Origin of the sequence: Granulicella sp. L60 (assembly GCF_009765825.1) — a bacterium.
Taxonomy (GTDB): Bacteria; Acidobacteriota; Terriglobia; order Terriglobales; family Acidobacteriaceae; genus Edaphobacter.
In genome coordinates this window covers 693,101-719,816 of the sequence record NZ_LMUR01000022.1, presented here as the reverse complement: position 1 = coordinate 719,816, position 26,716 = coordinate 693,101, and the positions used below count along the sequence as shown (strand labels likewise).

Below are 26,716 nucleotides of genomic sequence, written 5' to 3'. Positions count from 1 at the left end.
GAAAGATATCTGGCGAGGCGCGTGATGAAAATCAATCGGCTAGAACAGGAACTTGCCGCTGATCTGAAGCTGTCGAGACGAACCACCATCGCTCGTCGCAAAGCGCGTCGAGGTGATCTGTCCAAACGTGCTGGGCGATGCCGTGTTGGCGAAGCTTCCACCACCATTAGGCTGACCGAAGTTCGGATGGTTGAGAATATCGAAGGCATCGACGCGCAGCTTGAACGTGACGCGCTCCGTGATCTTCGTATCTTTCTCACCCGACAGATCGACATCGGCAAAGCCCGGCCCATAGATCGAGTTACGCTGCATGTCTCCAAGTCCGGTAAACACAGTCGTCGTAGCGGCTGGGTTTGTCGCCGTCGGAGCAGGAACCAGAATCGCAGGATTCTGGAAGCTGCATCCGCCAGGATTCGCAAGCGTAGTCGCAATCGGGCAGACCGTCGACTGAATGAACGAGACGTTGGTCTGGCCAGGCTGCTGAATCTTCTTCACCTTCACAGGAGCGAGAAGATTCGGACGGATCAATCCAGTAAGGCCAGTGTAGGTGGAGGTGTTGTAGATGACGTTGATAGGATTGCCCGTCTGGTACTGCACAATCGTCGAAAGTTGATAGCCCTCGACGAAACGGTTTCCCTTGAACGGGAACGAATAGATCGCCGTCCCGGCAAAGTGGTTGCGCGTATCGAAGTCGGACGCGCCGTAGTTATTCGCAGGATTGGTGCTGTCCTGGAACGTATAGCCGCCCTGCGAACCCAGAGAGTTCGTGTCGAGAGACTTCGACCACTCGTAGTTCACATTGAACTGCAGACCATTTGCAAAGTTCTTGCTCCCGGTCAGCCACAGTGCGTTGTAGCTCGACATGCCGACGCTGTTCGCCTCGGAGATGTTCACGTTGGTCGACTTACCAGGATCGATCGGACTGGTCGCCGAGAGCGCCTCAAACGGACGCGCCGGACCACCATCGATCGGCTGGTTCTGATTGGTCCTCGCGCGCAGATGTCTGCCCACCGAACCGTAGTAGCCGATGGAGCTGACCACGCCCCAGGGAAGCTGCTGCTGCAGATTCAAGTTGAACGTCTCCGTGTAGGCATTGCGGAAGTTAGGATTCACCGAGTTGATCGCAAGCCCCGTCGCCGCCGCTGCGTTGAAGATGTTGTCCACCGAGATCGGAGCATTCGCATTGCTGTAAGAAACAGAAGTGTTGAACGGAGGATTCGATGCCAGACCGGTAACCACACTCGAAACCGGCTGATCCGACATCAGCGCAAAACCGCCACGCACCACCGACTTAGCTGTACCGAAGAGATCCCACGCAAAGCCAACCCGCGGTTCCACGTTGTAGTTCTGCTTGTAGACACTGCCCACTCCGTTGGTGCCCGTACGAATAAGCGAAACCGAAGTCGGATCGAAGATCACAAAGCGATTCGCACCTTCGGTAGGCGTCCCGTTCCACTCGAACCTGAGGCCGTACTCGAGCGTCAAGCGGCTGTTCATCTTGAAGTTGTCCTGCACAAACAGGCCAACTGCATTCACGAACACACGGCTCGAAACGGTCGTAGGCTGAAGCGTGAATCCCGTCGCAAGGTCCTGTTCGAACTGTGCTGTGGTCGTGTAGGTAATCGTTCCAGTGTCGCCGGTAAAGCTGTCGCCGATGAAACGGCGGAACTCGCCGCCGAACTTGATGCTGTGTCTGCCCCGCAGAAGAGTCGCTGTATCGGACAAAACACCATAGGTGTCGTTCCTGCCCTGCGGAAAGCCGGACGGACCGCCAAAGTTGAGGCTGAGATCGGAGACCGTAATCTGCGGAATGCCAACGTTTCCGTTCAGACTATCTCCAATGTGGTAATTGGCCGGATTGAGCAACGCATTCGGCGTAAACACAATCGAGATACGGTTCAGGCCGAGCCGAGCTTCGTTGACGAAGTTCGAGTTGAAGATATGCGTCTCGTTCAGCGTGAACACCTGACGATGCGCAGGCCGATGATCGCCGAAGCCCGGAATCGTATTCCCCTGCAGATTCGGCTCCGTGCGGCTGTCCGACTGGAAGGCATAGAAGCCATGAATCTGATCCGAGTTGCTAATCTTGTGCAGGATGTCGAGTGTGTACTGGTTGATCTCAACCGGTCCCGGAGTAAACGCCGTGTAGTGAGTCTGCGTGGCGTCATTGCCCACCGGCACCAGCGCAACCAGCGCCTGAGCCGCAGGAGCACCGGTCGCCGCAATCTGCGCCCGCTCAGCCGGCGAGAACACCGAGCTGTTCAACAGAACTCCCTGATGCTGCTGCAGACCCTCATAGCTGAAGAAGAAAAAAGTATGATCCTTCCAGATCGGTCCTCCAAGAGCGCCGCCAAAGTTGTTGCGCTTCAAAGGAGCCTTATCTCCGGCGACACCAGAAACGCTGGAACGATTGAAGTAGTTGCGCGCATCCAGCGCTTCGTTACGGAAGTAGTCGAACGCCTCTCCATGAAAACCATTCGTGCCCGAGCGTGTGCTCACATTCACAATCGAGCCCGAGCTTCGGCCATACTCCGCGCTGAAAGTCGAGTTGTCGATCTTGAACTCAGACGTCGTGTTGATCGATGGCTGAAACGTGATCTGGTTCTGGTTCATATCATTCAGGTTCACACCGTTGATCTGGAAGTTCACCGAGTCTTCGCGATTTCCCGCGGTAATGAAAGAGTTCGCGCCCAATCCGCGACTGGCGCCCGTCAGACTGCCCGCAGTGGGAGCAACAACGCCGCCAGGAGTGAGAACAGTGAGATCAAGAAAGTGACGTCCGTTCAGCGGAATCTCCTGCACCGTCTTCGCATCGATGACCTGTCCAACCGTCATCGTCTGCGTTTCAATCTGTGCCGCTCCGCTGTCTACCTGGATCGTCTCGCCCGCAGAGGTCAATGCGAGCTGCGCGTTGATCGACACCTTCTGATCGACATCGAGATTGATCTTCTTCACCGTATAAAGGCTGAACCCCGCGGACGAAACCTGGAGCTCGTACTCTCCCGGCTGCAGCGACGGAACCGCGTAAAGCCCCGCACCATCCGTCACGAGATCCCGGTCAATGCCCGTAGCGACCGAATGCACCTTCACATGAGCCCCCGGCAGCACGGCACCACTCGGGTCAATCACCGTTCCAGACAATGTCGCGGTCGACTGCGCAAGACACGCACCGGCGCTCATAAAGATCAAGCAGAGGAAAGCAAAAATTACGTTCGAGAACTTCGATGGCAACTTCATTTCAAGCCTCCTGGAGCAAATGCAGCCTTCCCACAGCCTCTGTGGGAAAGGACTACGACAGATGGAATAGAGCCTCAATCGTTAAAGCATGCAGAAGGCACGCCCGACGGCCCTGATTGACTCCGATGGTTCGGTCTTGGATTCCTTCCCGCCCTGATAACCCGCGAGAGTGACCGATACCACAATAGAAACTGGTTGGTGATATCTAAAATTTCATCACTTCGGCTGCTTGTCAACTCCTGACGTCATTACGGAGCTATGTTTTTTTCAATAATATTTCGCTTGCCAGGCTATAGATTCGCCAAAATTTCGCCATCATCGCGAAACGTCTTAACCTTCCGACAGTCATAAAAAGTTATCTACGCAGATCGAGCTGTCGCAGTTCCCATTTGCCTCACAAAGGCCCAACCGGAACTCCGGCAAATTACAATGAACCATCACAGCCCTAACCCACGCAGCATGAGTGCAGACACCTTCAAGTGAAAGGTGTACAACTGTTCCGATATCAGGCAGACCTCTGCGGAGCACTAAAATATGACTGGAAAAAAATCAAGTCCGCCTGAATCCGGCAAACCGGTAACCCTGAAGACCCTGGCAGACTATCTCGACCTCTCCCCCGCCACCGTCTCCATCGTGCTCAATAACTCACCGGTGGCCAGTTCCATCTCCACAGCAACCAAGCAGCGCGTTCAGGATGCAGCAAAAAAATTCAAGTACCGGCCCAACCTGCACGCCCGCATGCTTCGTTCTCGCGTCACCAACACCGTCGGCATCATCGTTCCAGAGCTCAGTGAAGGCTACTTCACCGGTGTCATGTTTGGTGTCGAGCCATATCTTCTTCAGACGGGCTTTCTTTACTTCACCGTCAGTCACCTAGGTCGGCCCGATCTCAAGGAGGAGTACCAGGAACTCCTCATGGGTCGTTCCGTCGACGGCTTTCTTCTCGTCAACACGGAACTCTCCCTGCCCACCTCAGTTCCCGTCGTCGGCATCTCTTCTCACAACAAGGCGCCCAGCGTCACAAATATCATCCTCGATCACGGCCTAGCGGCCAGTATCGCGCTTCGTCACCTCTTCGATCTCGGGCATCGCAAGATCGCTTTTATGAAAGGTCAGCACTACTCACTCGACTCCGACGCCCGCTGGGATGCCATTCTCGCCGTCGCACAGGAACTCGGCATCGAGATGCGTCCTGAGCTTTGCATCTATCTCGAAGAAAACCTGTGGTCGCCTGCGCTCGGGTACCCTCCGGTACGCGAACTCCTCGCCCGTACCCGAGACTTCACCGCTCTATTCTGTTTCAATGACACCTCCGCAATAGGCGCTATCCGTGCCATTGAAGACGTTGGCCTCAACTGTCCGCGCGACATCTCCGTCGTCGGATTCGATGACATCATTGTGGCCGAATTCCTCACCCCAAGACTCACCACCGTCCGCCAGCCTCTGTACAAGATGGGACTCGCTGCCGCAGAGCTTCTGATCAAGCGGATCCAGTCGCCGGACAAACCCTTTCCACATGATGTCGTCTTCGAGCCCGAGCTCGTTGTCAGAGAATCGACCATGGCCCTCTCCGGCACCTCTTCGCTAAAGCAACCGCGACGAAGACGCTAACAGGAGCGCTGTGCAACAGACTCTCCACGCATCCATCCCCGCAACCTACACCCGCGCCTACGTCGTGCGTGCGCTTGGTCCAGTATTCTTCTACTTTCTTGCAGCCGGCATCGGCACCGTCATGCTCGGTCCTCTTCTGCCTGCTCTCATGCTGCGCTGGCATATCCACGACTCACAAGCAGGAACACTCTTTGCCGCAAGCTTTCTCGGACAGCTCTGCGGCGCATGGTTCGCCGCGCGCAAACTCCGAGCCAGTCTCCTCTACGGAGCGCTTCTCTCCGCCGCGGGATGCATCGCCATGGCGTGGCTCAACTTTGGCGCTGCGCACATCGCCCTTTTCTGCATCGGCCTCGGACTAGGCGCCGGACTCACCGCCGGAAACATCATTACCGGCACCGCGATACCCTCCGCTCGCGCCACTCTGCTTGCCATTCTCAACGTCGCTTGGGGGCTCGGTGCCATCGCCTGCCCTCTACTGGTACATCTGTCGCTCCCCGTCGGCGAACAGCGCTTCTTTTATTGGACCGCTGCATGCCTCGCTCTCAGTGCCGTCTTCTCTATAGCCATCCCGCAGTCGGTACAAACTGGCAATACATCCGCCGAAGCATTCGTATCGTCGCCTGGAACTAGGCCATCAAAAACACGTCTTCCACTCTCCTCTTTAGCTCTCTTCGCCTTCGCTTCCTCTATGTTTCTCTATGTCGGAATCGAAAATGCACTCGGCGGCTGGCTGCCAAGCTACGCCGTCCGCATACACCCCACCCTCCACGCCTCTTCCATCTCGTTTGACTTCTGGTCCGCAGAACTCATCGGCAGACTGCTTGTAGCGGGGCTCATGATTGTCGTAACGGAGAAATCCCTCTACCGCGTCTGCCTCATCATGCTCATCCTCACCGAAGTCTTCATCTGCATCATCACTCATCTATCCGCAGCGAACATGGTCACTCTCACCATCCTCGCTGGTCTCTCGCTCGCTCCACTCTATCCGCTTATCATCTCGTTTCTACTATCCCGCACAGGCAATCACGCTCGACTCGGACCCCTGTTCGCCAGCTCTTCCTTTGGTGGCGCAACATTGCCGTGGCTCACCGGCGTCTTCTCGACAGCGTTCCATGGGCTTCGCGCCGGCCTGGTCATCCCCGCCGCCGGTGCAGTATGCCTTTTTTTGTTGTCTAGGGTAATTACCACCGACAGCGCGACACAGCCTCAACCATAGTAAGAAGAATCTCCCGACGCGGTAAGGAGCCGCGAAATAGGTTCGCTCGAACACCCTTTCCTTTCAACCAAAAAGAAGAGGCCAGGCTTAGCCTGACCTCCAGCATGAAACTACTAACACACACAATACAAACTCGGTTGTGAAGAGAGAACAAGCCAGCCCGCCCAACCGCAGGCTACTCTCGTTGATTTAGCGCGAAGCAACAAAGTGATCGCGAAGCTGAATCACAGCGATAACAACAACAGCAGTCATGGCAGGGCCAAATAATAGATACATAAAGTCCTCCTTCCTCAAGAAGTAGATCTGGACGAAACCTGATGGTGCTATCGGCTAACGGGATCCGCAAAGGCATCCCGCAGCGCTAATGACAATGGAGATAGCAACTCGAACACTTCGACTCGTTATGCACGAACCATACGACGACGAACCATTCCAGCCATCCCGATCAATCCCGATCCCAACAGCATCAGGGTCGAGGGCTCTGGTGTTGCAGCAGTTCCGATAAACTCCTGCGGTCCCGAGTTGGTGTCATTCGAGGGAATGTACAGAGTGAAGTTATTGAAGAAACCGGAGCTGATGAGTGAGGAGTTGTCAGCCGACGACAGCGCGCTCGCCGCGAGGTTCTTAGCGGTGGAATCGAACAATGGATTTGAATCCACATCGCTCGGATCGAAGATGCTCCACGCCGCATACTGAATCTCGCTGGCGGTTGCGCCATGCGGATTGACGATGTCGGAGTAAAGGATCGCGAGAGCCCGATAGTCCTGGTCTTTTACGGTGTTACCCGTCGGAACGGTCTCTTCCGTTACACTCCAGCTCTCGCCAGTGGTGATCTCACGGTTGAAGTTCAAACACATCAGGTTAGCGGTAGAAGTTGTGGACCCAGTGGTGACCTGAAACGTATATGGAAAGATCTCCGAGCTGCCGCCGCTGGGATTTCCCGTGGCGCTGAGCAGCGTGAGCGAATCCGCATTAGCGGCCACAGAACCGATTGCAAGACAGATAACTGGAATAAGAAGTGCCAATTTATTCTTCAAGTACTTTCTCCTCGTGCCGTAGAGCGGTTATCAGAGCTGATCACTCAAATCGAAGCACCCTTCGCTATTGCGAATGTCGCGCCTCTCTTCCCGAGAACAAGCCCCGCGCTGCAATCAGACACACTCCATGCAAGGCAAGCGAATCCGCAGCGGTATCCATTGTTTAGCCGTCCCTTCGCACTCAATTTGGAGTTCGAAAGGTCAGCCACGTCGTTGCAATGATTGATTCGCTATTCCTTTTGCAACTAGATAGCCAATGGCGGCTTGGCAAAAAACTCCCAAATTCCTATGTATTTTTCGTCTTCGGCTGTCTCATCACGCAATAGATTGGTCATGAAATGCCAAAAGATTACCCAGAAGGCAAATATTTTCCGCACACATGCAAAGGCGCACCCCGTCTCCAGGGTCAGCCCTTACCTATTTCAATTGAGCTTGTTAGGACCCGCATTCGGAAGAAGCAAACTTCAATCCCGAGATGAAGGCACCAACTGAATCAGTCGGTCCTAAGGCATAGCCCCCGAACGTCACACCGCTACAGTAAAACTGTCTTCGCTTCGAGTGACCGCCCGATACATTGTGTCCCGCTCGAAAGGCACCCGCCCAGCCTCGGTAATCAGCCTTACCAGATCTGCCCGCCTCATGCCCTGCGGAGTCGTCGCGCCCGCATCGTGGTAGATCTTCTCCTCGATCACCGTACCGTCGATATCGTCCGCCCCAAACCGCAACGAGATCTGCGCCATCTTCGCCGACACCATCTGCCAATAGCTCTTCACATGCGGAAAGTTATCCAGCATCAACCGTCCCACTGCAATCTGCCGCAGGTCGAGCATCCCCGTCGTTCGCGGAATATGTCCCAGCGCAGTATTTTCAGGATGAAATGCCAGCGGGATAAACGTCTGAAAACCGCCCGTCTCATCCTGTACCTCGCGCAGCTTCAGCATGTGGTCCACGCGGTCCTCTTCGTTCTCCACATGTCCGTACAGCATCGTCGCATTGGAGCGAAGCCCAATCTTGTGCGCCATCCGAGCCGTATCCAGCCACTCGCTTCCATCGATCTTGTGATCGCAGATGATATGCCTCACCCTGTCCGCAAAGATCTCCGCGCCACCGCCCGGCATCGAATCAACCCCGGCAGCCTTCATCCGCTCCAGCGTCTCAGGAATCGTCATCTTCCCGCGCTTGGCCAGAAACGCCACCTCCACCATGGTGAACGCCTTCACATGCACCTTCGGGAACCGCACCTTCAGCCCACGCACCAGATCCATGAAGTACTCAAACGGCAGATCCGGATGCAGCCCCCCGACAATATGAAACTCCGTCACCGCCTCCGAGTACCCCGAGGCCGCGGTCTCCCACGCCTCCTCCAGCGCCATCGTGTACGTCCCTGCCTCGCCCTTCTTGCGTCCGAACGCGCACAGCCGGCAGGATGCCACACACACATTGGTAGGGTTGATGTGACGGTTCACATTGAAGTAAGCCGTGTCTCCATGCAGCCGCTCCCGCACCAGGTTCGCAAGCCATCCCACCGCCAGAATGTCTCCACTTCGGTACAGCGCGACCCCATCGTCGAAGCCGAGCCGCTCCCCCCGTTGCACCTTCTCCGCAATAGGCAAAAGTGCTGCATCGTCTGTTTGAAAGGAGTGTCGTGAACGAGGGCTGAACGGTGGAAAGCTCATCTTATAATTCTATTCCTCATCCGCCCTGCCGGGACACGTCACTGCGCCGCCACTTTACTCGAATCGACCATCTGCGGCTGTATCACGATGCCATCAAACAAGGTTGCCCCAACAAAGTGATCTCCTACCGGCCGTACCATCCTCAAGCTCCAGCCTACATTCCAGTAGCGCACCGACCGGTCCGGCAGATGTACCGCAAAGACGATCGTGTTCTTGCTGTCCGCCGTGATCAATATCCGCTGCGAAGCCTCGTCGTAAAAAATACTATTCACGTCTCGAATATCCAGGCCGGTCAAAGGCTGCCACGTCATACCGCGATCCTCCGAGACGAAGACTCCCTCGCGTCCACCCACCCAGATCCCACCCGTATCGTCCACCGCAATCGATGAAAGCTGCTTCAATACCCCAGGGAGCCTGACCTCCTCCCAGCGATGGCCGCCGTCGGAAGAGAACATAGCCGACTGCATCGTAGCCGCTACCACTATCGACCTCGTCGCCGAAACCGAGCCCCACCCCTGTCGGTTCAAACCACCAACCAGCTTCCAGCTTCCTCCCGCCGTCGCACTTCGCAGCAACCCCGCCGAAGTCGCTGCATACAACACATCGCCAGAGCGAGCGATCGCGTTCACGCTCATATCAAAACCCTTGGCACTCTCCGGCACCACCCGTGCTTTGCCAGCAGATGCCGCCTTCTTCGCCGGCCCCGCGCTCTTCTTCCCTGCACGAGAAGCCGCAGCTCCTACATCCTCCGCAAACGAGACGTCGCTCACAGGAGACCAAACCTCGCCCTGAAGTCGATAGAGCCCATGCCCCGTACCCGCCAGCACCGTCCCATCCGACGCCTGCCCCAGGCTGAACACATCCAGACCATTCAACCCCGCGCTCTTCTGCGACCACGTCAGTCCGCCGTTATCGCTTACAAACACCCCACCCCATGCCTTATCGTTCACCACCCCAACATAGATCACCGCAGGCCGCGCCAGATCCGCAACATACGCCGTGATCTGTCGCGCCGAGAAGCCACTGTTCGACGGCAGAAACGACTTGCCCCCATCGTTACTGACTAGCACTCCGCCGCGGTCAGTCGCCAGCATCACCCGATTCGTATTGCCGGGATCGACATAGACATCGTTCACGATCACCTCCGGCCCCGTAGTGCGAATCCAGTTCGCACCCGAATCCCCTGTCCGGAACAGCCCCTCCGTCGTACCCGCAAAGACGATATTCAAATTCTGAGGATCCTGCATCAAAACCCTGGTTCTGCGCGCCGTCGAAGGAATCCCCTGCACCTTCAAAAACCTCTCGCCGCCATTCTGACTCTTATAAATTCCCGAACATGCACTCGCGTAGACAACCTTGGGGTCCTTGGGATCCACAATGATCGAAAAGACATCCGAATCATCAATAATTCCCTGCTTGATATTGGTCCAGCTCTTCCCCCCATCGGTCGTCTTCCACGGCAGATGCCACGTCCCTGCATAGATCGCCTCAGGGTCGACCGGATCGATCGCAATCGACTCAACCTCGTGCAGCTCCTGGCTCCCCTCCGGACTGATCAGCTTCCAGTGCTCTCCCCCATCCGTTGACCGGTAGACCCCCTTCAGCGTACCCGCGACCAGAATCTTCGGATCAGACGGCGCCGCCGAAAGCGCGCGTATGGACTGCCCTCGCATCTCAGCATTACTCTGCCAACTAACCCCTCCGTCGTGGCTGATGAAGAGGCCGCCGTCCACACTTCCCAGCACCCAGGCTCCGATCACCATATGTTTGGAGTTCGAAGCATCGATCACAATCGAATCCAACGCCAGGTCGTCGCGCTTTCCAATCGACGCCAGCCGCTTCCAGTTCGCGCCTCCATCATGCGTCTCATAGATCCAACCCGTAGCCGTGCCCAGGTAGAGATGCGAATGATCATGCGGATCTGCAGCAAATGCGCGCGCATCTCCTCCATCTGGCCCGAATGGCAGCCAGTTCACCGCCTGCAAACGAAGGCACGATAAAACCAGAAAAAAAGTGACGAGGATCGTACGAACTCTGTTCCGTCTATTCAAGTCTCGGTCCATCTCTATCTCAAGTCTAATAACGCGGTGAAGCCAACCTTACGCCCTCAACACAAAGGCTGACTGGGTAATCAAACCCAGTCAGCCCGTGTGCTTTGCTACTGCAAGGCGTTACTTCTTGTGGCGGTGAGCCGGCTTCACGGGAGCCGCAAGCGCGCTCTCGTCGACCGGGGTGATGCCGGTTGTGCTCAGTGTCGCACCGGCAGGAACCAGCGTGTCGGTCACAGCCTTCGAGTCATCCGAACCGGTGTAAACCGAGATGCGGCTGGCGTCGATGCCCTTTTCCTTCACAAGATAGTCCTTCGTGTTGACAGCGCGCTCTGCGGCAAGCTTGGTGCCTGCCTTTTCGCTGCTGGCTGCGTTACCTACGATGGCAAGCTTCGCATCGGAAGAACGCTGCAGGTTGAGGGAGATATCGTCGAGGCAAGCCTTGCCTTCGTTATCAACCCGTGCCGGACGTCTCTTATCACGCTCGAAGCTGACAGAGCAGAGAGCGCTAGTCGTCGGTGCTGGTGGCGGCGGCGGCGCATTGACCGTAACGCTGGTCGTTGACGAAGCCGTCTGTCCCTTGTCATCGACAACGTTGCAGGTCACTGTGATCGTGCCAGGAGCCGCACCCGCTGTGCTGAGTGTCGCGGTTGAAGAGCTACCCGAGACCGAACCAGCCGAAGCGCTATAGCTGTAGGTCAGAGGACGATTCTGTGGGCTCATGCCCGTTGCGGTGATGGTCGAGGAATCTCCAGGTGCAACCGTGGAAGGATTCGCCGAGCAGCTGATGGTCGGAGGATCGAACTGCTTCACAGTGTAGGAAGCCGTGCAATCCGCCATCTCGCCAGGTTTGTTGCCTTCGGAGATGTGACCCTTAACCGTATACGTTCCCGGTGCAGCGGACTTCGTATCGATGTTGGCTGTGCTGGAGCTACCGGAGATCGTTCCGCCGTCAGCCGTCCAGTTGTACGTCGCCGTCTTCTTCGGGTTCAGGTTCAGAGCCGTTCCCGTAACCGTAAGAGGATCGCCGGGGTATACCGTCGTCGGGGAGACCGCGCAGGAATAGGTCACAGGAGGAGGAGGAATGATGTGACCGAAGTGAGCCACGATACCCGTGCTTAGTTCAGCCGCACTCAAATTCGCGCGACCACCCAGTACGCCGGAGGTCGGAATCGCGACCGGAGGACCGAAGTCTGTATGAACATAGCGGTAGTCAGCCTGGAAGAGACGGAGCGAGAACCGGTGATCGAAGAACGGCAGATCGTAGTCCATACCGCCGCCGACCGTCAGGGTTGGTCCCCAGGTCCATGGCTCGTGATAGATGAAAGGATTGGACTGGTTCGGTCCAACCAGCTTGCCGCCGCCAGCGAGGGCATGAGCGAACAAGGTAAAGTTCTGCATCGGGGCGCGGAAGATCGGACCGGCGGATGCGCTGTAGAAACCATCGTTATTGCCATCGGGATGCGCGGAGAAGATGAACTCGCCTCCGACATACTTGTTGAAGTAGTAGGCGCCGCTGCCTATCGCTCCAACGTCAACCGACGAGTAAGAAATTCCTGCGGGCTTCACCTGCCCATGGGCACCAAAGTACGAATACCCCAAAAATACATCCACTCGCGAAGGGTTAAGCCCCACCGGGGCGGCTGTGCTGGGAGTCTGCGCGCTCAGACTTGCAACTCCAAGACTGACTGCGCAAGCAGCCAGTGCAAACCGGCGTGAATTACGAAACGGGCGATAAACCATTCGAGTTCCTCCACTCAAAGTCTTACGTTTTACGAGCCTTATTGCTTGGATCGTTTTCATTCTTCGATTCTTTACAGCTTACTTCAGTTGCTATGCGATCAGGAAAAAAATACGTTTCCAGAACTATATTTTCAATACTTTACCAGCCACTACTGTAAAAACACCCTATTGACAATCCATGCCGTACCCATCCAGTAAACCGGCCTCTTCCTCGGCTAAGTCAGATTCAAGGTCTTCCGCACCGTTCCCCGCTCCCGCTGAATCTTCTCCTGCAGTAGCGTAATCGCATACAGCAGCTGCTCCGGACGAGGCGGACATCCCGGCACATACACATCCACCGGAATCACCTGATTGACCCCCTGCATCAGCGCATAATTGTTGAAAACCCCGCCGGAAGTCGCGCACGCCCCCATCGAGATCACCCACTTTGGCTCCGGCATCTGCTCATACAGCCGGCGGATCACCGGCGCCATCTTCTGCGACACCCGCCCCGCGATAATCATCAAATCGCTCTGCCGCGGCGACGGACGAAACACCTCAGCCCCGAACCGCGCAATATCGTACCGCGAACCACCCATCGACATCATCTCAATCGCGCAGCACGCCAGACCAAAGGTCATCGGCCAGATGGAGTTCTTTCGCACCCAGTTGATCGCCGCGTCCATCGAAGCCAGAACTATACCCTCCGGCTGCTCAGCCCCCCAGCTCACCTCACGCAGCTTCTCCTGGTTCTTGCCAAAACTATCCAGCGTTCCAAACAGATAGCGGTCGTTCTTCTGCGGAGTTCCGGTGGGACGACCGTTACTCGAAGTCTCGTTTGTGGGTGCGCTCATATCTCTAATATAAAACCGAAGGACCCGGCAGGTAAGTTATTTGTTGCCATCACCCATCCGTGGGTAACGAAGAGGCAGCCAAACAGCCGCGTCTTTTGATGCGTTGTACCGAAATTCTGGTTGCCTCAGCGAGCATTTTCCTCGATCGCCTTCAGCAATCCCTGCCGCAGCCCCTCCTCCTCGCCCCGATCCAGCTTCAACCCGCTCCGCGTCAGGTAGAAGACGTCGATCGCCGTCTCACCCTCCGTATCCACCAACGCCACCTCGATATTGCACCCCTGCGTCGCCAGCGCCCGGCTCAGCGCATGCAGCAGCCCCGTTGTATCCTGCGCCACCACCTCCAGCAGCGTGCTGTGCGACGAAGCCTCATCATCAAACTCCACCCGCGTCTCCACCACCACCAGCGGAGCCTTCCGCCTTCCCCGCCTTCGCCCGCTCAGCAGCTTCTCCAGCGACACCGTCCCGTTCACCACATCATGCACGCTCTTTACAAACGCCTCATGTTCGGAGGCGTTCATCTCCAACGTTCGAAAGCTGTCGGTAAAACGAAACGTATCCACCACCACACCCTGCCGGTTCGAAAAAGCGTCCGCCGTCACGATATTCATCCCCCATGCCGCCAACGCTCCCGCCATCGTTGCAAACAGCTGCGGTCTATCGCGCGTCACCAGCGTCAGTTCGCTCACCCCCGGCGCATACCGAAACTCAAGCTGCTCTGCATCCTCGCCCAGCCGCGTCGCCATCTGAAAGTGCGCCCTCACCTGCTCCGGCGTTCTCGTCAGCACATAACGCTCCGGAAACCCCTCCAGAAACTCCCCCACCGCAGCTTTGTCCCCCGGCAGCAGCGCCACCACCCGATGCACCAGCTCGCTCTCCTCCTGTGCGCTCAGTCGCTCATCGTCCACGCTGCGATCCAGATAGTTCGCCGTCGCAATATAAAGCTGCCACAGATTCTCTGCCTTCCACGGCGTCAGCGCATCCGGATGCACCGCATTCACATCCGCATACGTAAACAGCGTCAGCATCCGCAGCATCTCCGGCGTCTGCACCTTCCCCGCGAACGCCCGCACCGTCTCCTCGTCGAAGATGTCCCTCCGCAGCGCAGCCGACATCTCCAGATGATTCGAGATCAGCCCCACCACCAGCCCGCTCTCATACCCATCCAGCTCCAGCCGCTCCAACACACTCGCGGCCATCCGCGCACTCTCCCGCGCATGATCTCCCGTGCTTCGACCCTTCCCCGTATCGTGCAACAAAGCCGCAAGATACAACAGCCCCGGATGCGGCAGCTCCCGCAACACCGCTCCAAACCGCCTCGCCCACTCCCCCATCGCACCCGTCTGCGCGCTCTCCAGATGGTGCAGCGTATCGATCAGCACAAACGTATGTTCATCCACCGTGTAGCGGTGGTACGCGTCCCGGATCACCAGCGCATCGATACCATGAAACTCCGGAATCAGAAGCTCCAACACCCCCAGCGCATGCATCGACCGCAGCGTATCTCCCGCATGAGCACCCGTCAGAATCTCCTGCAGATGACGCCAGAGTGCAGGCCCCTCCTCCAGATGCGCCGACAACAGCGGCAGCCCCTCCGACAGCCGCTCCTCCGCATCCCTGCCCAGCGTCGCTCCCGTCCCAGCCATCACCGAAAACACGTTCAGCACTACGTCCGGGTCCTCCGCCGGATCGTGTCCAAACTCCTCAGCCGTCTCCATCTCCACCCGGCCCCGTTCCAATCGAAACCCGGGATGCCGCGCCTCCACCTTGCGCTTCAGCCCCAACAGCTTCGACGCAGCCTTGCCCACCGGCACCTCTTCCAGCATCTGCGTCACCCGCCGCTCGACGCTCCTTGCATGACGAAAATAAAGCCGCATCCAATAGGCCGCATCCGCCTTCTTCGGCCTCCGCCCCACTAGCCCGACCGATGCCTCCGCCGCCGCATCCTGTGCCTGCCAGTCCAGCGTATTGTCGTCCCGCTCATGCCGGTAGTGCAGAAAACAACGCACCAGCCAAAGAAACTCCACCGCCTTCGGAAACTCGTCTCCCTCTTTCGCCGACACCGCCGCCGGATCGCCCTTCTTCTGCGCCTGCGCCGCCACCTCGCGCAGCCTCGTCATCCACCGGCACACATGCACATCCCGCAGCCCACCCGGACAATCCTTGATGTTCGGCTCCAGATGAAACAGCGTATCCCCGTACTTCGCATGGCGCGCCCGCGTCAGCTCAATCAGTCTCGCCATCACCGCCTTATGCTCCCGCTGCAACAGCTTTGGCAACACCTGCCCGGCAAGCTTTTCGTACAGCCCAACATCCCCCGTCACCAGCCGATGATCCATCAGCGAAAGCGCAAACTCCGCATTCTCCGGATCGAACTTCTCGCACTCCGTCAGCTTCCGCGTCGTCGGCGACACCCGGATCCCGCAGTCCCACATCTCCTGGTTCACCCTGCGCACCGCGTCCTTCACCTCCTTCTCCGCCAGCCGCCCATCCAGCAGAAAAAGCAGATCCACATCCGAGTAAGGAAACAGCTCCCGCCTCCCATAACCACCCACGGCCACCAGTGCAACCCCGCTCCCAAGCCGCGGATCGCCTGCCACCGCCTGCCTCCAAAGCCCCGACACAAGCTCGTCCAACGCCGCAGCCCGCGCCGCGATCGTCACCGCCCCCGATGCGCCACCCGCCTCGAACGCACCACGAACCTCCAGCATCCTCCGCTGGTACACCCCGCGCATCCCGCTAGTGGTCGACTCTTTACTCTGCATGGCTATTATTTGCTCGAAAGAATTTAAAGCATACAGCCACTCGAAATGCGGACCTATGGCTTAGGAGCTTTTCGTTCGCTTGCTTCAGTCCCAGCCACTGCTCTCTACCCGTGCTAAGCTGGCCTCGAATGTCCCGAGAATTCAAACTCGCCACGGCGATCCTGAACATCTTCCTGCTAACAAGCTTTGGTCATGGCTCACGTATCGGAAGAAAGATCGAGATGGATAACAACGGACATAAGATTCACCTTACCCCATATGCATCCATTGATATACAGCGAAGCACCTCTCCCACAATTGTTTTCGAGAGTGGACTTGGCGGAGGCGAATCACACTGGTCTTCGGTCATTAAACAGCTTTCCGATTCTGTTCCAATGGTCACATACGGCCGTCCTGGTCTCGACGGATCTGAGCCCGATGGAGCCGTTCCGTCGCCCGAACATATTGCGACTGTTCTTCACACCGCTCTGTCCCGCACGACCCATCCACCTTACCTTCTGGTCGGCCATTCATGGGGTGGGCCACTTATCCGAGCCTTCGCCGGATTGTTTCCCAAGGAGACTGCAGGATTAGTCTTCATCGATCCAACAGACTTCAACGAGACCGCAACTGGCAGACGAGACTATGTATTCGGCCCGCTCGGGCATGCCGATGACGGAGAATCGATCCGAGCCGCAATCGATCTGTATTACGAAAAACAGGCAGGCAACTTCGATCCGGCAGTCCAAGCCGAGATCGATGCGTCGCGGGAAGGACGGGCGAACGATTTTCTACAGCTGAAAAAACTTCCGATGCCGCAGGTGCCCGTGATTATCGTTGCAACAACGCGATACCCACCACTGAACGACCCAAATCTGATCGTTCCGTTCGACAAGCAGAGATATCAAAACCTGTTACTAAACTATCGGCTTCTGTCCCTTAGTTCATTCACTCGTTCCGTTACGGACGGAACCCTGATTACCACGTCGAACAGCGGTCATTACATTCAGGAAGACGAACCCGGACTGGTGGTTTGGGCGATCAATCGTGCGCTGCTGCATGCTTCTATTGAACAGCGCTCGTCAGCTGTACCTCATCCGCACTCAACCCCGAGTTCCAGTCCCTAGGATTTGATAGCCAACTAAAGCGCAATCTCCCCACGCTCATCGTTCCGAATCCGGATCGCCTCATCGATCTTTGAGATAAAGATCTTCCCATCCCCAATCGTCCCCGTCCGCGCAGCCGACGTAATTGCTAAAATTGCCTTATCCAGCATCTCGTCGGTCACCACAACCTCCAGCTTCACCTTCGGCAGCAGATCAACCGAGTACTCCCGGCCCCGGTAAAACTCCGTATGGCCCTTCTGCCGGCCATGTCCGCGAGCCTCGGTGATCGTCATCCCTTCAACGCCAATCTCCACCAGCGCATCTTTCACCGCGTCCAGCTTCGACGGCTGAATCACCGCTTCAATCTTCTGCATATCCGTATCGTCCTCTCGCCACCATCGTGATCAACTTCTAGTGCGCCCAATCGTACCCTTCTTCACCGTGTTGCGAAAGATCCAGTCCCTCGCGCTCATCGTCTTCAGAAACTCTAAGCCCAATCGATTTATCGACGATGAACAGGATCACAAGAGTGCCCACAATCGACAGGCTCCACGCAATCGCCACACCCACAAACTGATTCACCAACTGGTGCGCATTGCCCTCAAACAATCCCGTAGCCTTCCCCGCTCCGAAGATCGGATTGATCGCACTATTAGCAAACAACCCAGTCAAGATCGCTCCCAGCGTTCCGCCCGCGCCATGCACGCCAAACGCATCCAGCGAGTCGTCATACCCGAACGCCGCCTTCACCTTCACCACCATCATGTAGCAGAAGACTCCAGCGATCAGCCCAATCCAAAGCGCCGACATCGGCGACACAAAACCAGCCGCCGGCGTAATCGCCACCAGCCCGGCCACCGCGCCCGAGATCGCTCCCAACGCCGAAGGCTTACCCTGCCGAATCCACTCCGCCACGCTCCACCCAATCGCCGCCGCAGCCGCGCCAAAGTGCGTCGCCACAAACGCCGATGTCGCCAGCGTCCCCGAGCCCAGCGCCGAGCCCGCATTGAACCCAAACCAGCCCACCCACAACAGACAAGCCCCAATAAAGCTCAGCACCACCGAGTGCGGCGGCATCGGCACCTTCGGATATCCGAGCCGCTTGCCCAGGTAAAGCGCCGTCACCAGCGCCGAAACCCCCGACGTCACATGCACCACCGTCCCACCTGCAAAGTCGAGAGTAGGAAACCGTCCGCCCAGCGAAGCATTCAAAAAACCGCCCTTGCCCCAAACCATATGCGCCATCGGGCTATACACAATCAGCGCCCACAGAATCATGAACACCAGCATCGCCGAAAACTTCATCCGCTCCGCAAACGCGCCCGTGATCAGCGCCGGAGTAATAATCGCGAACATCAGCTGATACACCATGAACGTCTGCAGCGGAATCGTCGCCGCATACTTCACATCCGGCGCCAGCCCCACCCCGCGCAGAAACACATTATGCAACCCGCCGATAAACGCATTCCCCTCGCCGAACGCCAGCGAGTACGTCACCAGCGCCCACAGCACCGTGATCACAGCCATCATCGCGAAGGTCTGCATCATCGTGCCCAGAATATTCTTCTTCCGCACCAGGCCGCCGTAGAACAGCGCCAGCCCCGGCCCGCTCATCATCAGCACCAGAGCGGCCGAAACCAGCATCCACCCGTTATCCCCCGCCGTCTGCGCCGCCGCAATCAACGCCGCATTATCCGCGTTCTGCTTCTCCAGCGCCGCAATCCGTTCCGACTGGCTCGTCACCGAGGTCGTCGCCGCCACCGGAGCCGTAGAGCCCACAGCCTGGGCCATCACCCGCGATCCACCCACCGCTGATCCGCCCACAATCAGCGCAAACAGAAAAGTCAGAAACACCTTCGCTACCGGAAGACGCATGGTCCAATCACCTGTTTCAAAGTTAGTCACTTCAGAATAAACGAAGCCATGGCGGAGACCATCTTCTAAATCCGCAAACCGGCTACCGGCTCATGTCTTCGCAGGACAGAAGGCGAAACACCAATGCATCGCTTCCGTTTCGCTTACTCTACACAAGGGGAGCGCGCAACACAAAGCAGGAAGTGCACTCCCCCCACGCATCACCACTCGAAAGGCGTCCATCCATGTCCACCGCCACACTCTTCCGTTGGAGCGAAGTCGAAGCCGAGCAGCTCAACCCGCTCCTCCAGCGCCAGTACATCTCCGGCGACAAAGCCATGCTCTCGCGCATCGTCCTCACCAAAGGCTGCAAAGTCCCCAGCCACTCTCACCCTCACGAGCAGCTCGCCTTCATCCTCCAGGGCTCGCTCCGCTTCGAGATGGGCGACGGCACCACCCACATCGTCAACTCCGGCGAGATCCTCGTCATCCCCAGCAACCTCGCCCACTCCGCCGAAGCCCTCGAAGACACCATCAACTTCGACATCTTCGCCCCGCCCCGCCAGGACTGGATCAACAAAGAAGACGCCTACCTACGCTAGCCGCAAACCGCCGACCAACGGGAGGCCCCGAGAAGTCGGCATCCCCCCAAACAAGTTAAAAAGGCGTGCGAACGCCCTCCCCACGAGCAGTGGGCCCGTCCGGCAGGACAAGCTCTAATCCTTCCCCATATACCCACGCTCCCGCATCCACTTCGCCAGCAGCTCCGGCCAAACACTCAAATCAGGATTCGCCGCCGCCAGCCCTGCTCCATGCCCCCCATGTTGGAACAGGTGCATCTCCACAGGAACCCCGGCACTCACCAGCGCCGAATAAAACATCACGCTGTTCATCACCGGAACGGTCTTATCATCGGTCGTCGAAAACAGAAACGCAGGTGGCGTCTCCTTCGTCACCTGCGTCTCATCCGACAGCGACGCCACCAGCCTCGGATCAGGATCGTCTCCCAACAAATAATGCAGCGATCCACGATGCAGCTGCGGCTCTTCAAACGTAATCACCGGATACGCCAGAATCAAAAAATCCGGCCTGCTTCCCTGCCGCTCCACAACATCCGCCGCGCTCGCATCACCCGCATCGAAATGCGTCCCCGCAGTCGCCGCAAGATGCCCACCCGCCGAAGACCCCCACATCCCCACCTTATCCGCGTCAACGCCATACTCCGCAGCATGCGCCCGCACCATCCGTATCGCCCTCTGCGCATCCTCCAGCTCCACCGGATAGTGATACTTCGGCCCCAGCCTGTACTGCAGCACAAACGCCGCCACCCCACGCTCGTTCAGCCACAGCGCATACTTCGACCCCTCCTTCGCAATCGCCAGATCTTTGTACCCTCCGCCCGGCGCAATCACCACACCCGTCCTCGTCACATTCGGCCCCTTCGGCAGATACACCGTCAGCGCAGGCCTATCGATATCCTCGCTCCCCTTAGCCCCCGGCGCGCCATCCGGCCACAGCAGCACTGTCTTACCGCCCGCAGCCAGACCCTCCGTCACAGCCACTCCACCCGCCTGCCCAAAGCAAACACCACCTAACGCCAGAACAAGCACAGCCCCACTTAAAACACGCTTCACACATCCTCCGCATAAGCCAGTAACTCCATCCAACAGCAACGCAGCCTCTACCGCAACTCACCCTAAGCATCATCGACATCCCCGACTCCCATCCCGTACCCTTGCAAAAGCAAACAAGACCCGCCGGAGAGTCCATGAAGCACCTCGTCCAAAGACAGCTCGCTCAATCCATCGCCACCATGCAGGCCGTCCTCGCCGACGAAACCATCTCCGACACCCTCGTCACCATCGCCGAACTCACCGCCCGCGCCATGCACTCCGGCCACAAGCTCCTCGTCGCCGGCAACGGAGGCTCCGCCGCCGACGCCCAGCATCTCGTCGCCGAGTTCGTCGTCCGCCTCACCGTCAACCGCCCCGCCCTCCGCGCCGTCGCCCTCACCACCGACACCTCCATCCTCACCGCCGCCGGCAACGACTTCGGCTTCGACCACATCTTCTCCCGCCAGCTCGAAGCCCTCGGCCAGCCCGGCGACATCTTCCTCGGCATCTCCACCTCCGGCAACTCCAAAAACATCGTCAAGGCCCTCCACGTCGCAAAGAAAATCGGCATCGCCACCATCGGCCTCTCCGGCAACGACGGCGGCCTCATGCGCCCCCTCTGCGACTACAACATCGTCATCCCCTCCGCCGTCACCATGAACATCCAGGAGTCCCACCTCGCCCTCGAACACATCTTCTGCATGCTCGTCGAACGCTTCACCTTCGGCCCCGACTTCGACACCAAGCCCCAAATCCTAAGCGAATAACCCTTCCTAGGCAGTATCGACCTATAGCCTGAGCGTAAAGTGATGGATTGATATAGAAAGTGTCATCCTGAGCGGAGCCTCTCGCAGCCTCATCGCGAGAGGCGTAGTCGAAGGACCTGCGTCTCGCTCGGCGCGCCCATACTTCCTCCCCATCTCGCACCACAGCCGGGATAGTTTGTCATCCCGCAGGGATCTGCAGTTGTCTTCGTCGTTGCTGTTGCCCTTGCCGTTGCTGTTTGCCCTTGCCGTTGAGGTTGAGGTTGAGGTTGAGGTTGAGGTACAGCGAGGCTTCAGCGTCGCGTCTAAACCAAGCCACAAAGCCCCTCCTCTCTGCCGAAGGCAGGAGCGAAAGGCGAAGCCGAAGCGACAAATATTGCCGTTGCTCTTGCCGTTGCCGTTGCCTGTCCTTTTGTTTGTCATCCCGCAGAGATCTGCTGTTGCCTCTTGCAGCCGCATAAGCTTCACCCAACCACCCACCGCAAACCCCACCCTGAGCAAAGTCGTTCGCGCATTGTGCAAACGGCGCAGCCGAAAAAACCTGCGCCGGTCTAACCCCTTGTAAACTACCTCTCCCCCAGCAACACCCCCACATCCTCGCGAAAGTCCCGCTCCCTCACCGCCCCCACATACGTCTTCGCCACCCTCCCCTGCCGATCCACCAGCACCGTCGTAGGCACTCCCTCCAGCCCATACGACATCTGCGACATCCTCTCCGGCAGTGTCACCGGATACGGCACCCGAAACTCCTCTACAAACTTCCTCACCTTCTCCGTCCCGCCCTCATCCACCGCCACTCCCACCACCGCCAACCCCGGTCCCATCTCTTTCGACAACCGGATCAACCCCGGCGTCTCCTCCCAGCAAGGCCCGCACCACGTCGCCCAGTAGTTCACCAGCACCACCTGCCCGCGATGCTCCGCCATCCTCCACGTCCCGCCATCCAGCTCCGTCATCACCAACGCCGGCATCACCCGCCGCTCACTCGCCGCCACAATCCCACCCGACTGCCTCGACCCGAAGTGCCATACGGCCGCCACCACCGCGAACGCAGCCAACCCCACCCCATATCGAACCCATCTATTCTCCATCCTCGTCATCCGCGCTCCCACGTCAGCCTAACTCTTTTCATCCACGTCCCCACTCTGTACATTGAATCAGTCACCGCACACGCAGCGCCAAGAGGCAACCACCATTCGCATCCCAGGCCGCACCATCCTCGTCAGGACGACAACGCTGCTGGCCCTCCTCCTCACCTCTGCGCCCGCCATCCCCTACTCCGTCCAGACCCATCAGGAGCTCATCGACCTCGCCTGGAAGCAATCCATCCGCCCCATCCTCCTCAAGCACTATCCCAACCTCACCGAAGCCCAGCTCCAGGAGGCCCACGCCTACGCCTACGGCGGCTGCGCCATTCAGGACTTCGGCTACTATCCCTTCGGCAACCGCTTCTTCTCCGACCTCACCCACTACGTCCGCTCCGGAGACTTCGTCCTCGCCCTCCTCCACAACGCCCAGACCGCCGACGAACTCGCCTTCGCCATCGGTTCCCTCTCGCACTACATCGGCGACAACTTCGGCCACTCCCTCGCCGTCAACCAGTCCGTCCCCATCGAGTTCCCCAAACTCGAAAAAAGATACGGCCCCTCCGTCAACTACGCCGAAGACCCCCACGCCCACGTTCAAACCGAGTTCGCCTTCGACATCAACCAACTTAGCAAAGGCCGCTTCGCCCCCTCCGCCTACCTCAAGCACGTCGGTCTCGAAGTCCCTCGCCCCCTCCTCCGCAAAGCCTTCTTCGAGACCTACGGCCTCAACCTCCCCGACATCATCGGCAGTAAAGAGACATCCATCCGCGTCTATCGCTACGCCGTCCGCCGCTTCCTCCCCAACATCGCCCGCGCCGAAACCCTCCTCCACAAAAAGAACTTCCCCGCCGACACCCCCAGCCCCGATCTCGACGATCTCACTAAAGATCTCCTCCAGGCCTCCGCCGACAACGACTGGGAGGCCTACCGCAAAGCTCCCGGCTTCCGCAGCCACCTCTACGCCGGCTTCATCTTCATCCTCCCCAAAGTCGGCACCCTCAAACTCCTCGCCATCAAAGGCCCCACCCAGCAGACCGAAGGCTTCTACATCAAGAGCCTCAACCGCTCCATCACCGCGCTCCGCCTCGTCCTCACCAACTACGACAACATCGACCACTACATCTCCAACCGCGACCTCGACACCGGAGCCGTCGTCAAGCCCGGCGCCTATCCCCTCACCGACAAGACCTACGCCCAACTCCTCGCCTACCTCACCAAGCAACCCGCCAACCCCGTCCCCGCCCAGCTCAAGCACGACATCATCGCCTACTACGCCGACCCCAACGCACCCATCTCCACCAAAAACAATCCCTCTCAATGGGCCACAGTCCAAGCCAATCTCAAAACCCTCGACACCATGCCAACCGTAGGCGACCTCGACGCCGTCACCCATTTCATGGACGACCCCAGCTAACTCCGGCTCACAACACCCAACGCTCCTTCAATTCCCGCATCTAACCCGCAGAAGCTTAAAAGCTCAAAGGAGCGACCATGCAACTCCCTGCAATCTGTAACCATCACCGTGTCAAAATCGCTCTCCTCACCCTCTCCCTCCTCATCGCCGGATGCAACAACGGAAAGTCCGCCGCCACCTACGACAACTTCACCTCGGGCCTCAACAACTACTTCCTCGACCACACCGAGTGCCTCCTCCCCAACACCCGCTTCCCCCTCGAAGTCACCGATAAAGATCAGATCAAGCAGATGGACACCCTCGTCAAAGCCACCCTCCTCGACAAGACCATCGACGCCGGCGTCAAAACCGCCCGCTACACTCCCACCACCGTCGGCGCCCGCTACGCCCCACACTTCTGCTACGGCCATCGCGAGATCGTCAGCATCGACAGCAGCTCGCCCCTCCAGGTCTCCAACGGCTTCAAAGTCACCTCTGTCACCTACCACTACAAGATGCAGGACGTCCCCGTCTGGGCCAAAACCCCCGACGTCCAGGCCGCCTTCCCCGCCATGGCTCTATCCACCAGCGGCCAAGCCACCGGCAAAGCCACCCTCGCCCAAAGCCCCGTCGGCTGGCAGGTCCCCGACTAAGCGCATCTGACGAATTAACTTAACCTCAGCCTTCGAGTACCCAAGGCTTCATCTCCCATGCACCAAAGCTTTTGTCTTTGAGATAGCCCAAGGCTTTAGCCTTGGGTCTCTCACCTCGCAAAAACAGAACACAACCTCCTCTCCCGCTACAATCGCCAACAGAGGAACCAATGTCGAAATCACGCCGCGAATTCCTGACCCAAAGCACCCTCGCTCTCCTCGCCGCCACCACCGCGCAAGCCCAAACCCCCGCCACACCCTCCACTCCCGGCGCACCAGCCGCCTTCGGCACCTCACCCGCCGTCGGCCCCGAAGTCACCACCGCCACCTTCATCGAAGCGGAAAAACTCGTCCAGTTCCCCCTCACCGAAAAGGATCGTGCCGAGGCCGCAGGCAACTGGCGTAACGCCATGGCCCCCCTCTACGAGCGCCGCACCGGCCCCCGCAAAGTCCCCATCCCCGACTCCATCGCCCCCTACACCACCGTCCGCTCCACCCTCCCCGGCACCACCTCCGGCCCCGAAAAAAATCTCTTCGTCCGCACCACCTCCAGCGCCCCGCTCCCCACCACCGACGAAGCCATCGCCTTCGCCCCCATCCACCAGCTCTCGCACTGGATCGAGTCCCGCCAACTCACCAGCACCCGCCTCACCAACATCTACCTCGCCCGCATCGAACGCCTCAATCCCAAGATCAACTGCATCATCACCCTCACCCGCGACCACGCCCTCGCGCAGGCCAAAGCCGCCGACGCCGAGATCGCCGCCGGACACTATCGCGGCCCCCTCCACGGCATCCCCTGGGGCGCAAAAGATCTCCTCGACACCGCCAACATCCCCACCACCTGGGGCGCCGAACCCTTCCAGCACCGCGTCCCCACCGCCGACGCCACCGTCACCGAACGCCTCAACGCCGCCGGAGCCGTACTCATCGCCAAACTCTCCCTCGGTGCCTTAGCCCTCAACGACGTCTGGTTCGGCGGCCAGACCATGAACCCCTGGCTCCTCGAAGAAGGCTCCTCCGGCTCGAGCGCTGGCCCCGGAGCCGCCACCGCCGCAGGCCTCGTAGCCTTCGCCATCGGCTCCGAAACCGGAGGCAGCATCGTCTCCCCCTCCATGCGCTGCGGCGTCACTGGCCTCCGCCCCACCTTCGGCCGCGTCCCACGCACCGGAGCCATGACCCTCTGCTGGTCCCTCGACAAACTCGGCCCCATGGCCCGCTCTGTAGAAGACACCATGCTCGTCCTCCACGCCATCACCGGCCCCGACCACAAAGACGTCTCCTGCGTCCCCAGCAAACTCGACTTCGACGCCGCAGCCCCTATCACCGGCCTCAAAGTCGGCTACTTCCCCCAGTGGATGAAAGAAGCCCCCGCCACCGACGTCGATCGCGCCGTCCTCGCCGCTCTCCCCGCCCTCGGCATGACCCCCGTCGAGGTCACCCTCCCCGACTGGCCCTACGACAACCTCGACCTCATCCTCTTCGCCGAAGGTGCCGCCGCCTTCGAAGAGATCACTCTCAACCATCAACTCGACCTGCTCAAAGCCCAGGTTCCCGACGCCTGGCCCAACACCTTCCGTCAGGCCCACTTCCTCTCCGCCGCCGACTTCGTCCAGGCCGACCGCCTCCGCCGCATGGTCGCCCTCGAGATGTTCCGCATCATGTCCGAGGTCGATCTCCTCCTCGTTCCCTCCCTGCGCGACGAGATGCTCACCCTCACCAACTTCACCGGCCACCCCTCCCTCACCCTGCGCGCCGGATTCGTCGAAGTCTCCGAGGCCCGCAGCGACTGGGCACCCGACCCCAACAAGCCCATACCTAAATTCTCCACACCCCGCCGCGTTCCTCACGGCGTCACCCTCATCGGCCGCCTCTTCGAAGAGGGCACCATAGCCCGCGCCGGACTGGCCATCGAACAACACTTCAACGTAGCGAAGGAAAACCCACCCGGCTTCTAAAAACTCTGTCCTGCCGGACGAGCCGCCTACTCGGCGCGAGGTCACTTCGTGACGCTTATACCTGTCACGCCCGCCCTAACCGCACAAGTCCTCCCGAAGGGTATACAAGTCACGAAGTGACCTCCCCACGAGCAGTGGGCCGGCC

The 26,716-nt window shown here is 58.7% G+C and carries 20 protein-coding genes; 8 read left to right on the top strand and 12 right to left on the bottom strand.

From position 1 onward, the window contains the following. Window positions 1–39: 39 nt before the first annotated feature. On the bottom strand, window positions 40–3,237 hold the full coding sequence (locus GSQ82_RS23985; protein ID WP_254061889.1) for a TonB-dependent receptor: 3,198 nt from the start codon (window positions 3,235–3,237) through the stop codon (window positions 40–42). 534 nt (window positions 3,238–3,771) lie between these two features. On the opposite strand from GSQ82_RS23985, the gene GSQ82_RS23980 reads away from it, so the two are divergent. Together GSQ82_RS23980 and GSQ82_RS23975 are read left to right on the top strand one after the other, a co-directional pair. Continuing rightward, entirely contained in the window at window positions 3,772–4,848 is a 1,077-nt protein-coding gene (locus GSQ82_RS23980) for a LacI family DNA-binding transcriptional regulator (RefSeq protein ID WP_158794769.1), read from the top strand. A gap of 10 nt (window positions 4,849–4,858) precedes the next feature. Then, complete coding sequence (locus GSQ82_RS23975; RefSeq protein WP_158794768.1) at window positions 4,859–6,064, top strand: sugar MFS transporter; 1,206 nt, start codon at window positions 4,859–4,861, stop codon at window positions 6,062–6,064. Window positions 6,065–6,465: 401 nt separating this feature from the next. On the opposite strand, the gene GSQ82_RS23970 is transcribed toward GSQ82_RS23975, so the two are convergent. The 6 genes from GSQ82_RS23970 to glnD all read right to left on the bottom strand — a co-directional run bounded on the left by GSQ82_RS23970 (window position 6,466) and on the right by glnD (window position 16,163). After that, a complete protein-coding gene (locus GSQ82_RS23970) occupies window positions 6,466–7,101 on the bottom strand; it encodes a PEP-CTERM sorting domain-containing protein (protein ID WP_254061888.1) in 636 nt (211 codons plus the stop codon). Between the two features lie 524 nt (window positions 7,102–7,625). Next, window positions 7,626–8,777 carry an aminofutalosine synthase MqnE gene (gene mqnE / locus GSQ82_RS23965; RefSeq protein WP_158794767.1) on the bottom strand — a complete coding sequence of 384 codons (1,152 nt, stop codon included), beginning with the start codon at window positions 8,775–8,777 and terminating at the stop codon, window positions 7,626–7,628. A gap of 38 nt (window positions 8,778–8,815) precedes the next feature. Beyond that, window positions 8,816–10,753, bottom strand: coding sequence for a hypothetical protein (locus GSQ82_RS23960; protein WP_174243131.1), 1,938 nt, complete (start codon window positions 10,751–10,753; stop codon window positions 8,816–8,818). 195 nt (window positions 10,754–10,948) lie between these two features. Further along, a complete protein-coding gene (locus tag GSQ82_RS23955; RefSeq protein ID WP_158794766.1) occupies window positions 10,949–12,568 on the bottom strand; it encodes an OmpA family protein in 1,620 nt (539 codons plus the stop codon). 215 nt (window positions 12,569–12,783) lie between these two features. After that, window positions 12,784–13,287 (bottom strand): NADH-quinone oxidoreductase subunit B, encoded by a 504-nt coding sequence (locus GSQ82_RS23950; RefSeq protein WP_371417270.1) that lies wholly within the window; start codon window positions 13,285–13,287, stop codon window positions 12,784–12,786. 239 nt (window positions 13,288–13,526) lie between these two features. Further along, a complete protein-coding gene (gene glnD / locus GSQ82_RS23945) occupies window positions 13,527–16,163 on the bottom strand; it encodes a [protein-PII] uridylyltransferase (RefSeq protein WP_158794764.1) in 2,637 nt (878 codons plus the stop codon). Between the two features lie 128 nt (window positions 16,164–16,291). Between glnD and GSQ82_RS23940 the strand changes: the two genes are divergently transcribed. Then, the gene (locus tag GSQ82_RS23940; RefSeq protein ID WP_158794763.1) at window positions 16,292–17,269 is read left to right on the top strand and encodes an alpha/beta fold hydrolase; all 978 of its coding nucleotides are present in this window, start codon (window positions 16,292–16,294) and stop codon (window positions 17,267–17,269) included. A gap of 14 nt (window positions 17,270–17,283) precedes the next feature. On the opposite strand, the gene GSQ82_RS23935 is transcribed toward GSQ82_RS23940, so the two are convergent. Next, a complete protein-coding gene (locus GSQ82_RS23935; RefSeq protein ID WP_158794762.1) occupies window positions 17,284–17,622 on the bottom strand; it encodes a P-II family nitrogen regulator in 339 nt (112 codons plus the stop codon). A gap of 37 nt (window positions 17,623–17,659) precedes the next feature. After that, a complete protein-coding gene (locus tag GSQ82_RS23930) occupies window positions 17,660–19,123 on the bottom strand; it encodes an ammonium transporter (protein ID WP_158794761.1) in 1,464 nt (487 codons plus the stop codon). Window positions 19,124–19,347: 224 nt separating this feature from the next. Here GSQ82_RS23930 and GSQ82_RS23925 point away from each other — a divergent pair, with 224 nt between their 5' ends. Then, complete coding sequence (locus GSQ82_RS23925; RefSeq protein ID WP_158794760.1) at window positions 19,348–19,704, top strand: cupin domain-containing protein; 357 nt, start codon at window positions 19,348–19,350, stop codon at window positions 19,702–19,704. A 114-nt stretch (window positions 19,705–19,818) separates the two neighbouring features. Here GSQ82_RS23925 and GSQ82_RS23920 read toward each other — a convergent pair whose 3' ends face one another. Continuing rightward, window positions 19,819–20,736 carry an alpha/beta hydrolase gene (locus GSQ82_RS23920; protein WP_254061887.1) on the bottom strand — a complete coding sequence of 306 codons (918 nt, stop codon included), beginning with the start codon at window positions 20,734–20,736 and terminating at the stop codon, window positions 19,819–19,821. 134 nt (window positions 20,737–20,870) lie between these two features. Between GSQ82_RS23920 and GSQ82_RS23915 the strand changes: the two genes are divergently transcribed. Further along, window positions 20,871–21,482: an SIS domain-containing protein gene (locus GSQ82_RS23915; RefSeq protein ID WP_158794759.1), complete on the top strand. Its 612-nt coding sequence runs from the start codon at window positions 20,871–20,873 to the stop codon at window positions 21,480–21,482. A gap of 178 nt (window positions 21,483–21,660) precedes the next feature. Here GSQ82_RS23915 and GSQ82_RS23910 read toward each other — a convergent pair whose 3' ends face one another. After that, window positions 21,661–21,798 (bottom strand): hypothetical protein, encoded by a 138-nt coding sequence (locus GSQ82_RS23910; protein WP_158794758.1) that lies wholly within the window; start codon window positions 21,796–21,798, stop codon window positions 21,661–21,663. Between the two features lie 247 nt (window positions 21,799–22,045). Next, window positions 22,046–22,579: a TlpA disulfide reductase family protein gene (locus tag GSQ82_RS23905; protein ID WP_158794757.1), complete on the bottom strand. Its 534-nt coding sequence runs from the start codon at window positions 22,577–22,579 to the stop codon at window positions 22,046–22,048. A gap of 52 nt (window positions 22,580–22,631) precedes the next feature. Here GSQ82_RS23905 and GSQ82_RS23900 point away from each other — a divergent pair, with 52 nt between their 5' ends. The 3 genes from GSQ82_RS23900 (at window position 22,632) to GSQ82_RS23890 (ending at window position 26,571) form a co-directional block, all read left to right on the top strand. Then, entirely contained in the window at window positions 22,632–23,981 is a 1,350-nt protein-coding gene (locus GSQ82_RS23900; protein WP_254061886.1) for a zinc dependent phospholipase C family protein, read from the top strand. A 77-nt stretch (window positions 23,982–24,058) separates the two neighbouring features. Next, window positions 24,059–24,613 carry a hypothetical protein gene (locus tag GSQ82_RS23895; RefSeq protein ID WP_158794756.1) on the top strand — a complete coding sequence of 185 codons (555 nt, stop codon included), beginning with the start codon at window positions 24,059–24,061 and terminating at the stop codon, window positions 24,611–24,613. Window positions 24,614–24,783: 170 nt separating this feature from the next. Continuing rightward, window positions 24,784–26,571 (top strand): amidase, encoded by a 1,788-nt coding sequence (locus GSQ82_RS23890; protein ID WP_158794755.1) that lies wholly within the window; start codon window positions 24,784–24,786, stop codon window positions 26,569–26,571. Window positions 26,572–26,716 lie beyond the last annotated feature (145 nt).